The sequence below is a fragment of the Cupriavidus numazuensis genome (assembly GCF_905397435.1).
Taxonomy (GTDB): Bacteria; Pseudomonadota; Gammaproteobacteria; order Burkholderiales; family Burkholderiaceae; genus Cupriavidus; species Cupriavidus numazuensis.
Genome location: NZ_CAJPVI010000112.1, coordinates 1 through 12,192, shown reverse-complemented (window position 1 = coordinate 12,192; position 12,192 = coordinate 1). Strand labels below are relative to the sequence as shown.

Sequence of the window (12,192 nt, the reverse complement as noted above, 5' to 3'; positions counted from 1 at the left end):
CTTCAAGCGCCAGTCGTTCCACACTTCGCCCCGAATTCCGGCTGTAATCGGTGTACCCGACGCCCGCTATCGCTGTGCTGTTCAGTCCGCCCATCCCCATCTCTCCTCCTCTCATTGAGATCAAGATTACATGAGCCTTTTTATTAAATCAATGTTTGTTTTATTCTATGCCACGACACCGATGGCGGACTGCGACCACGCAGGGCCTCGCGCGGTTTGGGTGTCTTTCGTGCGCGTCGCGTTGGGTCAGCGCGGCGAGGCACTTGGGGTGGTCTTCGCCGGCAACGCTGCCGGGTCTGCACGCAGCGGAGCTCACCTGTGTAGACGCCAGGGAGATTGGAGCGCCCGGCAAGCGTCAAACCAGTGGTTTGGCGGTTGCTGACAAACCGACAAGCGCAGGACGCCGCTGCTGTCAGCGAACTCGTCGACTGGTACCGAGTTCGATGGGAAGTGGAGATGTTCTTCCATGTCCTGAAGACTGGCGGCAAGGTCGAAGCGCCACAGCTATCGCACTTGTGGAGCGGGCCTTGGCGTTGTATATGGTGGTGGCGTGGCGCATTGCCCGCCTGATGCGGATGGGCAGAACCTGCCCGGATCTCGATGCGTCTCTGTTCTTCCATGCCGACGAGATTCAGGGAGCATACGTGTTTGCCAAGAAAGCTCGCCCGAAGACGCCAGTCACACTCAATCAGATGATTCGGATGGTTGCTTCCCTAGTCTTACTGTGTCATAAAAATTAGTGCATTATATGTACTTCTTCATTCAAGGTGGGAAGTGCATGAGCACACGCGACCGATTTGCGGATTACATGAACTACTTGGCTGAGGCATTGGGCCACGCAGATCGCCGGGCCGGCTTGGAGAGCTACTGCACTGGCCTGATGCTCCCGTTGTCGCGCAAGAGCGTCGAACCGATGGCAGCACGAGTTGACCCACTGCATGCCAGTGCCCGGCATCAAGCACTGCACCACTTTGTCTCCAAGTCCGATTGGTCGGATGCGTTATTGTTGAGGCGTGTCCGGGATTGGGTTCAGCCCTTCCTGGAAGCACCAAACGGTCGCTATTGGATCATTGACGACACGGGCTTCCCTAAGAAAGGCAAACATTCGGTAGGTGTGGCGCGCCAATATTGCGGGCAGCTCGGAAAACAGGACAACTGCCAGGTTGCAGTGAGCCTGTCGCTAGCCTCGGAGCAAGGCAGCCTACCGATTGCTTATCAGCTTTATCTGCCCAAGGAATGGGCCGACGATGCGACTCGCCGCGAGAAGGCCGGCGTGCCAGACGATATCGCGTTCGCCACGAAGCCGGAGATTGCACTGGCACAAGTTCGGGAGGCGATCGCCGCTGGCGTGCCTGCCGGAGTCGTGCTGGCCGATGCCGCATACGGCGATGAAACCGGCTTTCGCGAAAGCCTGACAGAATTGGGTCTGCTCTACGCCGTCGGGATTCGCTCCATGACGACGGTGTGGCCGCAGGGCGTCTCGCCACTTCCGGCCAAACCGGCAAGCGGTCCGGGCAGGCCACCGAAGTTGCTGCGTCGCGCACCGGGCCATGAGCCGGTTTCTGTGAAGACCTTGGCAATGGCTTTACCCTCGAGGGCTTACCAAGTGGTGACTTGGCGGGAAGGCACAAATGCGGCCCTTTCATCGCGATTTGCGGCCGTGCGGGTTCGCCCGGCACATCGGGACTATTGGCGCAGCACCTTGCGTGACGAAGAGTGGTTGCTGGTCGAGTGGCCAGAGGGCGAGGCGGAGCCGACCAAATACTTCTTGTCCACAGCACCAGCCGATGCGCTGATAGAACAACTAGTGTTCGTGACCAAAATGCGTTGGCGTATTGAGCGCGATTACCAGGACTTGAAACAAGACCTCGGTCTTGGTCACTATGAAGGTCGGGGCTGGCGCGGATTCCACCATCATGCGACGCTGAGTATTGCAGCCTATGGCTTCCTGATGGCGTTGTTGCATAAATCGAGATTGAAAACAGGGACTTCTCGGTGAGGCTGAACTCAGGCGATACGGACGGATTGCGGGCGAGCGAGCGCCACCATGCGATTGAGCACGCCCGCACGGATGGCCACTTCGGTGGCCTGCGACCCGATTTCGCGTGCCCGCAGACTGTGTCCCGTCAGCGTCTTGAGGCGGTACATCAGGGTCTCGGCCAGCGAACGCCGGTGATAGCCGCTGGCGGCTTTCCATTCGCGTCGACTGCTCTTCTCAATGACTTCGATGGCCTCGTTACGCCAGGCTGCGCCCGGCGTACTTTCGGACCAAGGCTTCGCTCCTTCGCGTGGCGGAATCGAGGGCTGTGCACCTCGCGCTGCAATCTCCGCGTGGCACGGCTTGCTGTCGTAAGCGCCGTCGCCTCCGATGGTATCGATCGGTGTATCAGCCGGGATCTGGTCGAGCAGGTCGGCCAACACTTCGCCATCGCCAACGTCCTGATGGGTCATCAGCGCGGCACAGATTTGCCCGGTGTTCGCGTCCATGGCGAGATGGACCTTGCGCCAAGTCCGGCGCTTGGACCAACCGTGCTTGCGAACCTTCCACTCGCCTTCGCCGTAAAGCTTCAGCCCAGTGCTGTCGATCACCAGATGCAGCGGCTCGCCGGTACGCGAGGCGGGCAGCACGACGTTCAGATTCTGCGCGCGGCGGCTCAATGTCGTGTAGTTCGGCACTGGCAACGTTGGGAAGGCCAGGGTGCGCAAGCTCTGCGCGAAGCCTTGCAGCGCGCGCAGCGGCAGGTGGAACACCTGCTTGAGACCGAGCAGACCCTGGATCAGCGCGTCCGTATAGACGAGTGGGTGGCCACGCTTGGGCGACTGGGTTTTAGCCGGTGGCACGAGCAAGCTCTCTTCGACCCACATCGTCACATCTCCTCGGGCTATCAGCCCCCTGTTGTACTGCGCCCAGTTCTTGACGCGGTAGACCCCCTTGGGCTCGGCTTGCTGTCGGTTGTCCTTGCGCATCGTCCCGGAAAAAGTCCAAGACACTACGCCGCATCGTCAGAAGTTAACAGAGCCAGCGTTCCAGTCGTTGCGCGTAAACGTCAGCCCAACCCACCCCCGATTTATGCAACAACGCCCTTCCTGATGGCCGAACGACTCGCTGCGGTGAAGTCCGAAGAGAATAAAAAAAACTTCCTCGAACGCCAGATACCTGCGCTTCCCGCTGATTACATCCCCCGGGGCAGCCCTGCGCGCGCAGCGGCACGTGACTAATTCAATCACCACACTCCGTCATCAACTCAGTTTCCACCTGATACGCGGCCTTGGCCTTTGCCCATGTTGCGCGTCTGGCTGATCGATCACATTTGTGACACAGTAAGACTAGCAGGCTGCTGAAGTACTCATCGCGCGAACGATGAATCTTCCCCTTCAAGGCTGGTAGGTTCGCTATTTTTCACAATCCGGAAGCTGGGCGTCACTGCATCGACTTTTTCCGTGTTTTGGCGCCCATTTCCGGCTTCAATACCGCGATTACTGCAACTGCGGACGGATTTGTCCCAGCGAGCGCATGCGCACGAGGTTGTAGGCGGCCATGCTCAGCACAAACATCTGATCGACCTTCTTCAGGCCGCGCACCATCACCTGACGCATACGTCCCACGGTCTTGACCCACCCAAAGCCTGTTCGATCAGCTTGCGCTTTTGTTGCGAGACCGCATAACCGGCGCTGGAAGCAATGGCATCAGGAACGGCCGAGCGACGCCCCGATGTGTTCTGCGCCACGTGGGGCGTCACCTTCATTTCCAGGCAGACCTCAATGAACTCGTGCGCGTCATAGCCCTTGTCGGCGCCCACGGTGACTTCCACGTCCAAATCTTCCGTCACCTGCCTGGCATCGTTGAGCATGAGCTTTGCGGCCTCGCGCTCGGCGTGTCCGTCTGCGTTGGTCACCATGGCACTCACCACCAGGCCATGGCGGTTGTCGCTCAGGGTATGACCCATGTAGCGAAGCTCGCTGGCTGTCTTGCCCTTGCGGTAGAGCTTGGCATCGGGATCGGTCTTGGACTCGTGCGTCTCGTTGCTGCGCTTGCGCCCCTTGAAGTTGCCGCCGTCGTTGTCGTCCTTGTCGCCTCCATCCTTGCGCACGAAGCTCTTATGGCCTGCCCACGCCTGAATCAGCGTGCCGTCCACGCTGAAGTGCTCCCCCGACAGCCAATTCTTCTTCTGCGCGATGGCCAGCACCTCGTTGAAAAATTGGATCACCGCATCATGCTTGATCAGCCGTTCGCGGTTCTTGGTGAAGACCGTGGGCACCCAAACTGGATCATCCATCGACAGCCCGATGAACCAGCGAAACAGCAGGTTGTACTGCGTCTGCTCCATGAGTTGGCGCTCGGAGCGAATGCTGTAAAGCACCTGCAGCAGCATGGCCCGCAGCAACTTCTCCGGCGCAATGCTGGGGCGGCCACCCTTGATATCGGCCTCGTACATCTGCGCGAACAACCGGTCCATCTTCACCAGCGCCTGGTTGGCCATGGTGCGGATCGAGCGCAGCGGATGGGACTTCGGCACGAAATCCTCCAGCCTCCGCATGGTGAACAAGCTTTCGGTGAAGGTGTCTGCGCCGCGCATGAATGTGGGGTTGGATGGGGTCCTCAAATCAACGCTTCGGCCAGTCGTCGCGCTGACTTCCGCTGGAGGTATTTCAGCGGCCTGCTAGGTGGGTTTCTTGGGCGCAAGAGCGATAATGAGCCCGGCGCCAAAACGATCTAGATCGGCATGCAACGAATCATGGACGCCGCACTCACCATTCAGGCGCTGCGGGAAGAGTCATGACTTCTGATGGAATGGACGCCCCCGCCGAAACGGCATCAATGTGCCAGAGTGTTGGTGTCGAAACTCCACTTGATCGGAAGGAGCGTCATCATGAACGTTACTACAGTCGGGATCGGAACACGGGTTAAATCTGAACCTGTTGTTCAAATGGCTCCCGTGCTGGCGAATGCGATCCGGTGGCTTTGTTGCCCGTGACGGTGGAAGCCATTGTCAAACGCGCCACCGATACGCCAGATGTCGTCGGAATTCGATGGGGTCGTTCCGGATGCCTTTGCGTGAGCTTCTCTTCGGTGCCTCTATTGCCACTCTGGTCCCGCTATTTTTTGGCAGGACTACTCTGGCAACTTCTCTTCACATCATCGAGACGGTACCGGGGACACGCTTACTATTAGCCGCACTTATTCCGTTAAGCACAAGCTTGGTCGTGTGATCAATCAGAGACACTTCCAGCTCGTCATTCATCTTCACGCCCAAACCGGCCTCTAGCATGGGCTGCGCTGCGAATATATAGTCACAGAGCCCGACAATAGAAAGAAAAAGGTGCAAAGGCTCAATCGGTCGAAGTACCCCGAGAGCAGCTCCCTCACTAAGAACATGCTCATAAAACTTCAGCAGCAAATCAACGAAGCTATTGCTAAGTCTTTTCTGCAAATTTTTGTCCCCCGTTAATTGGAGCTCAGTCATGAGTCGACTAATGTAGGGATACGCACGAAAATTCCGAATTATCTCTCTGATATGAATTTCGAGCTTCTTCCTCGGGTCGATATCAAGTTCAAGCAATTCCTGCACCGGACCTGACCAAGTCGACGACACCCTCTCAAAGAGAGCCACCATCAACTCATGCTTACCACCGAAGTGATAACGAACCATTGCCTGATTAATGCCTGCACGTGCACAAATGTAATTCATCGATACAGGCAGACCGTGCGATTCGATCAGCAACTGGTGAGCGGTTGTGAGCAGTGCCTCCTTACCATCAAAATGGTGATCTGAAACTGGCCGTCCCGGTCCTCGTGCCGGTTTAGTGGTTTTTCGGCCAGCAGATCCACGTGTCACGGCATTCTTCGTCTTTACGGTGCTGGCCATCATGCCGCCCATCCAATATTCGTCGAATATATAATAAGCTTAGCATGGTTCGAGCGCTCTAGCCAGCGGAGATGCCGCCGTTCACGCTTATGACTTGCCCGGTAAGTCGGGCGGCCTCTGGGCTGGCGAGGAAAAGAGCTACTGCAGCGAGATCCTCCGGCTGAACAATGCCCAATTGGGCGCGGCGTTCCGCCTTCCGGAATAGCTTCTCGCTGAATGCCTGCTCCATCACCATGTCGTATGAACGGGTGTTCTGCACGATCGACGGACTCAGCGCATGAACACGAACATTAAATCTGGCCGCTTCCATTGCTAAGCAACGGCTGAACATTGCCACTGCAGCCATCATTCCGCCGATCACCGTTTCGCCAGGTGTCGGCACCTTTCCTGCATCAGAGCCGGTATTTACAATCACACCGAAGCCGGCATTTCGCATCATTGGTAAAACTGCTCGACATGCATAGAGAATCCCGAAGAATGATGTAGCGCAGACGTCAGGGAAATAGGCGGGATCTTGGTCGATGAATGGGAGAGGTGCATAGTGCCCCCCAACCCCGGCGCAATTTATCAGAATGTCGATTGGACCATGGATGGCCACCGCTGCATCAATGGCTGTCTCCACTTCGGATTGTGAGCGCACGTCGGCGGAATGGAATGAAGTGGAAGCCCCCTCATTGCCCACTTTTTCACGGGCTTCCTCGCCACGACCAAAATCTCGCCCAATGAGCGCGATGCGAGGGGCGCCGGCCTTAGCAAAGGCCATGGCGGTGGCCAACCCACTCCCGGATGTTCCCCCAGTGACAAGAACAGTGCACTCATTGATTTGTTTTTGTATCGTCATTTTTCCGAACGCTTACATTAGGAGCGATCAGCTTAGCTTGATCACGCAAGATAAACTTTTGAATCTTTCCCGTCTGCGTGCGAGGCATAGCCTCCACGCAGACGAGATGCTCAGGCCAATAGGACTTTGCCATGCTCTCATCGGCGAGGTACCTGGTCATTTCAGCCAGATTCAGTGTGCAATTTGGCCGCAGGACGGCAAAAGCACAAAGCCGCTCGCCGAGGCGCTCATCCGGCATACCGACCACGGCGAACTCAAGCACGGAAGGATGACGATACATTACCTGCTCGATCTCGACGACAGGGATGTTCTCACCGCCGCGGATCACAATGTCCTTCGTGCGCCCAGTTATGCGAATGTAGCCATCCCCGTCCATTCGTGCCAAGTCGCCCGTATCGAACCAACCGCCCGGTTCAAGGGCGCTCAGTTCAGGTCTTTTGAGATAACTTGAGAAGAGATTGGGACCTCGTACTTGAAGGCGCCCTTCGCTTTCCAGCGGCACCGCGAGGCTTTGGTCATCAACAACGCGAACCTCCATCAGAGGCAGCGCGCAGCCATCCGTAGCGCAGATTTTTTCGTCCGTACTATCGATCTTCGCCATAGTGGAGAAGCCGCATTCGCTCATGCCCCAACTCGGAATGAGATGACATCTCAGCGCGACTTTGGCACGACGAATGAGGTTGCGCGGAATGGCGGCACCTGAGGTAATGAATATTCGGAGATCCGCAGGTCGTTCCCCAGTCTCTTCGACTACGTCAGTGATATCCGAGAGAAAGGGTGTTGCGCCCAGTGTCATTGTGACGCGCTCGGCTGTGAAGATACGAACCGCTTCTAGCGGCTGCCATCGATCTTGCAGCACCGTCGTTGCACCCAGCATGATCGGGAGAACTATCGCCGTAATAAAGCCACCCTGATGCGACAGAGGCATCGCCATGAACACCACTTCGCCGTCGGAAAGGTGAAGCGATTCGGCCGTCTGTTCCATCATTGTGAGCAGCGAGCGGCTCGTATGGATGACACATTTGGGTTCGCCGGTCGTTCCTGAGGTGAATAGATACTGGACGATGTCTTCGCGACCAACATGGGCTCGACTGGCAGTGCAAGACGGTTCAAGCAGCATTTCCTCGAAGGCAATTCCTGGATCCCCTCCGACGATCCTGATGTGCTTGAGCGTGGGAACCGCCACCAAAAGGCGCCTAGCCATCTGCTGATGATCAAAGCCGCGAAATACGGCGGGGGCAACGAACAGATCGGTTTCCGCAAGGGACAACATGAACTGGAGGTCCCGCTCGCGCAGAAATGGCATGAGAGGATTCGAAACGGCACCAATCTTGAGGGCGGCGAGGTGAAGCGCGATAGCCTGCCACCAGTTGGGAAGCTGGTAGGATACGACGCTCCCGCGCCCAAGGCCCATGGCCAAAAGGTTTCCTGCGATAGCGTCGACATGAGCGGCGATCTCTGCATAAGTCAGGCTCGTGCGATTCCCGCTGGCGTAGGTGATAACCGCCACCTTATTGGGCATTTGCGTGACAGCCTTATCGAAGAAGTCAAGCAAAGTCTGGTCTGCATCCCGGTCAGACACCGGCACCGACGATTTCGTATCGTCAATTTGCATTTCTCGCATCGCCTTCAATCCTGGCGTCGTTGAACCATCTTGGTAAGCCCCTGCGCCTGTCGGAGCGTGGGTGTGACGTTCTCCGCCCACTGTCGTAGTAAGAACTTCTGCACCTTTCCGCTCGGCGTGCGCGGTAGCTCGGGAACCAGTTCTACATGCTCGGGCCAGTAGTCTTTGGCCATCCCGATAGTGTTCAAATGGGTTCGCATTTCGTCGATGGTGAACCCAGCATCGGATGCAACTACGAATGCGCACCCGCGTTCGCCTAATCGTTTGTCAGGCATCGCTACGAGCGCAACATCTCTTACGGCCGGATGCTTGAGAAGTGCCATTTCGACTTCGACGACCGGAACATTCTCGCCGCCCCGGATGATGATATCCTTGCTTCGCCCTGAGATCCGGACATAGCCCTGCGCGTCCATCGACCCGAGGTCGCCCGAGCTAAACCAGGCTTCGGCATCGAGCGGGAAGAGGTCCGAGCGCTCGAGGTATCCCACAGCGCAGGATGGCCCTCTAATCTGAAGCTCACCCTGCACACTCGCCGAAGCCGGCATACCATCGCCAATGACGCGAACATCGTAAGAGGGCAATGGCGCGCCATCGGTCGTAAAGGCGAGTTCGGGCGGGTCGTCCGGGCGGACCAGCGTGACGATGCCACATTCGGTCATGCCCCAAATCGAAAGAATCCTCGCCCCCAGCAGTTCGCCGCCGCGCTGCACGAGCTCGCGCGGTATTGCTGCTCCTCCGCAGATGAAAGTTCGGAATGCGCTGATGTCGCGCCCATGCGTCAGTTCGGGATTTGCAAGATCTGTCAGGAATGGCGTCGACGCCATCGTAAAGGTTACTCGATCGGCTTCCATGATATCGATGGCTCGGCGGGCGTCCCAGACGTCCTGGAAGATGGCCTTGCCCCCGAGTATGAGCGGGAGGACCATGCCATAGAGGAAGCCGGTCTGATGTCCGAGCGGGGATCCCATGAAGACGACGTCGCCGTCGGTAAGTTGCAGGGTCGCAATGAAAGGTCTTAGGGCGCTCAACAGGGTGTTGCCGGTATGCATGACGCCTTTTGGCACACCGGTGGTACCGGAGGTATAGAGCAACTCAACGACGTCGTCGGCGGCTGACGCCAGCGAGACGCAATCGCTGCTCCTCACCTCCAAATCTTGACGCAATTGCTCGACCGTAAGGACATGAGCAAGCGCTGGCAGGCGCTCCTTGAGCGTTGCCGCCATAGGCTCATACTTGAAATTGCGGAACTCGGTCGGAATGATAAGAACGCGCGATCCTGCAAGGCCCAGCATTGCCTCCAATTCGAGTTCCCGGAATATGGGCATCAACGGGTTAGCGACGGCTCCGATGGTCTCACATGCGAGATAGATTCCTGCAAATTCCCACCAATTTGGCAGTTGGAAGGACACAACATCGCCACGCCCTACTCCCAGTGATACGAAGCGCGCTGCCCAGGAGCGCCGGGCTTCGTCTAGAGCCGCGTAGCTGATGGATTGCCTGCCTCCGTCCTTCCGGCAGTCGACAATCGCGACCTTTTCGGGAGTCCGCTCTACGTTACGAGAGAAGTACGAGAGGATCGTGTCGTCGGTCCATAGTCCTTGCTCTCTATACCAGCGGCTCCGATCGGCCGCTATCATCGCATTCCAACGCTCCATACGTCTCCTCCGCTCTGCTTGTTATTTAAACGTCTAATTGTTTAACTCAGAGTCAGGCCTCACTCAAAATCGAGCGAGCCGAACGGTGCCTCGCGCCCGTGTTATTCGGTGCTCCTCACCACTTGGTCACGCTGTCAGAGTATCGGTTGACAACGCATACAGCACGTCTGCTCCGACTCGCACTTGGGCCTCGAGGCCTGCAATCTCCGGAACAATTTGTGTCAGGTAGTAACGCGCTGCAGCACATTTGGCGGAGGAGAACCTTTCTCCATACTCACTCGAGTGGAGTTTCGCAGCCCTTTCCTGCCGGAGCAGCAGCCATCCGGCGACAACTCCGGCCGTCATGGTCAGGAAGGGATAGCTGCCAGCTAATCGGTCGTTGACGCCTGCGCCAAGCATCCAGCGTGCAGATTCCGAAACGGCCGTACGAAGCTTTTCCAGCTCGATCTCATCGCGCGAATCGGCACCGATTTCATCGAGCAGCTCTAGGAGCGCAGCTCCTCCGTCCGACACAAGTTTTCGACCAACGAGGTCCGCCGCCTGAATGCCGTTGGTACCTTCGTAGATCGGCGTGATCCGAACATCGCGATATAGCTGCGCCACACCCGTTTCCTCGATAAAGCCCATCCCACCATGTATTTGAATGGCGATAGACGCCACCTCGCAACCGATGTCGGTGCAATAGGCTTTCACCATTGGAGTCAATAGGTCGAGACGTTCCGCTGCCCCCGAGATTCCGAGACTACTACGGTCGGCCCGTCCCGCAGCATAGTAGACAAGCGCCCGTGCGGCTTGGGTAAGTGCCCTCATTCGCATCAGCATGCGCCGAACATCGGGATGTTCGATAATTGCGACGGGCTGTTTTCCAGAAGACCCATCCGAACGTGCCGATTGAACTCGCTGGCTGGCATAGCCTAGTGCTCGCTGGGTTGCCACCTCGGCAATCTGGACGCCCTGATTGCCGACGTTCAGACGAGCACTGTTCATCATCGTGAACATCGCGCGCATGCCAGAACCTTCGTCGCCGATCAGTTCGCCAATGCATTCACCATCCTCACCAAAGCTCATCACGCACGTCGGAGAGGCATGAATACCAAGTTTCTTTTCAATCGAAAGGCAGCGAACATGATTGAACTCAGCGGGTTGACCCTGAGCGTCCAACCTGTACTTTGGCACAAGAAAGAGTGAAATGCCCCGCGTTCCCTGCGGCGCTCCCGGCGTACGAGCCAGCACAAGATGGACGATATTCTCAGCCATGTCGTGCTCGCCGAAAGTAATGAAAATCTTGGTACCCTTGATTCGGTACAGCGCTCCCGAGATCGGCTCAGCAGAGGCACGCAGGGCGCCGACATCCGATCCCGCATGCGGCTCTGTCAAGTTCATTGTGCCCGGCCACTCTCCGGTAATCAGCTTCGGGAGCCATTTCGCCTTCTGTTCCGGCGTTCCATGATTCTCGATTGCCTCGATCGCTCCAATTGTCAGGCCATGGATAAGATTCAGACCAAAATTTGCTGAGCCTAGGCATTCCAGGACGACCGTGGTCAGTGCGAACGGCAGTCCTTGGCCACCGTAGGCTACCGGTCCACTAATGCTACCCCAACCACCTTTCACGCTCCCGTGATAGGCATTTCCGAAGCCGGGCGGCATGATCACCTGCCCATCGTCCCAACGCGCGCCAATTTGGTCCCCAGATCGACTTAGAGGGCCATACTCCCCCTCAGCAAAGGCTGAGGCACATTTCACGATCGCCTCGACAAGTTCTGGACCTGCTGCTGCAAATCGCTCGTAATTAGCTAGGTCATCGATCTCCGTTGTGTGACGCAACGCGAAGAGCTGCTCGAAGGTAGGAGCACGATAATTCATTTCCCAAGTCTCCTCTCGGAATTGTCACTCACGCGGAGATCTGGAACATTTTCAACTTTCATCATTATTTGGTCACCTAAGTAGAACTGGATCGAAGGCCTCCCGGCGATTGAAGCCGGAGATGTGCACACTCGAGCGCCAAGAGGCATCACGCCCGTGGTGGAGTGCTCTTTACCCTCACGCCAGAGCCGAAATCGCTATCAGTACTTCGTTGTTCGCCTGACGAAGCTTCCCGGCATTTGCAGGCGCTGTCATTGGTGCGGATTGATCTGACATACCCGGTTCAGAGAGTGCCAGGCCCGGCCGGCTTCCACCGCGGCAGCGCTTGACCGTCGTCCAATG

The 12,192-nt window shown here is 57.2% G+C and carries 6 protein-coding genes and 3 pseudogenes; 2 read left to right on the top strand and 7 right to left on the bottom strand.

The features are described from left to right. Nucleotides 1-269: 269 nt before the first annotated feature. Nucleotides 270-716, top strand: a pseudogene (locus tag KHO41_RS40105) (IS4 family transposase); the annotation flags it as partial. Between the two features lie 62 nt (nt 717-778). Next, nucleotides 779-1,957 (top strand): annotated as a pseudogene (locus KHO41_RS40100) (IS701 family transposase); the annotation flags it as partial. A gap of 50 nt (nt 1,958-2,007) precedes the next feature. Here the strand turns inward: KHO41_RS40100 and KHO41_RS40095 are convergent. The 7 genes and pseudogenes from KHO41_RS40095 to KHO41_RS40065 all read right to left on the bottom strand — a co-directional run bounded on the left by KHO41_RS40095 (nt 2,008) and on the right by KHO41_RS40065 (nt 11,850). Beyond that, the gene (locus tag KHO41_RS40095; protein WP_211958740.1) at nt 2,008-2,967 is read right to left on the bottom strand and encodes an IS5 family transposase; all 960 of its coding nucleotides are present in this window, start codon (nt 2,965-2,967) and stop codon (nt 2,008-2,010) included. 510 nt (nt 2,968-3,477) lie between these two features. Further along, a pseudogene (locus tag KHO41_RS40090) lies at nt 3,478-4,577 on the bottom strand (IS5 family transposase). 555 nt (nt 4,578-5,132) lie between these two features. Next, complete coding sequence (locus KHO41_RS40085) at nt 5,133-5,870, bottom strand: TetR family transcriptional regulator C-terminal domain-containing protein (protein ID WP_211958739.1); 738 nt, start codon at nt 5,868-5,870, stop codon at nt 5,133-5,135. Between the two features lie 55 nt (nt 5,871-5,925). Next, complete coding sequence (locus KHO41_RS40080) at nt 5,926-6,708, bottom strand: SDR family NAD(P)-dependent oxidoreductase (RefSeq protein WP_280519733.1); 783 nt, start codon at nt 6,706-6,708, stop codon at nt 5,926-5,928. Then, the gene (locus KHO41_RS40075) at nt 6,683-8,323 is read right to left on the bottom strand and encodes an AMP-binding protein (RefSeq protein WP_211958737.1); all 1,641 of its coding nucleotides are present in this window, start codon (nt 8,321-8,323) and stop codon (nt 6,683-6,685) included. Before KHO41_RS40075 ends, KHO41_RS40080 begins: the two co-directional genes overlap by 26 nt. Nucleotides 8,324-8,337: 14 nt before the next feature. Beyond that, the gene (locus KHO41_RS40070; protein ID WP_211958736.1) at nt 8,338-9,987 is read right to left on the bottom strand and encodes an AMP-binding protein; all 1,650 of its coding nucleotides are present in this window, start codon (nt 9,985-9,987) and stop codon (nt 8,338-8,340) included. Between the two features lie 126 nt (nt 9,988-10,113). Next, nucleotides 10,114-11,850: an acyl-CoA dehydrogenase gene (locus KHO41_RS40065; RefSeq protein ID WP_211958735.1), complete on the bottom strand. Its 1,737-nt coding sequence runs from the start codon at nt 11,848-11,850 to the stop codon at nt 10,114-10,116. Nucleotides 11,851-12,192 lie beyond the last annotated feature (342 nt).

Excerpts from the sequence above, each read along its gene's own strand:
- KHO41_RS40075 (WP_211958737.1), bottom strand. The coding sequence starts at position 8,323 with ATGCAAATTGACGATACGAAATCGTCGGTGCCGGTGTCTGACCGGGAT.
- KHO41_RS40065 (WP_211958735.1), bottom strand. The coding sequence starts at position 11,850 with ATGAATTATCGTGCTCCTACCTTCGAGCAGCTCTTCGCGTTGCGTCAC.
- KHO41_RS40085 (WP_211958739.1), bottom strand. The coding sequence starts at position 5,870 with ATGATGGCCAGCACCGTAAAGACGAAGAATGCCGTGACACGTGGATCT.
- KHO41_RS40070 (WP_211958736.1), bottom strand. The coding sequence starts at position 9,987 with ATGGAGCGTTGGAATGCGATGATAGCGGCCGATCGGAGCCGCTGGTAT.
- KHO41_RS40080 (WP_280519733.1), bottom strand. The coding sequence starts at position 6,708 with ATGACGATACAAAAACAAATCAATGAGTGCACTGTTCTTGTCACTGGG.
- KHO41_RS40095 (WP_211958740.1), bottom strand. The coding sequence starts at position 2,967 with ATGCGCAAGGACAACCGACAGCAAGCCGAGCCCAAGGGGGTCTACCGC.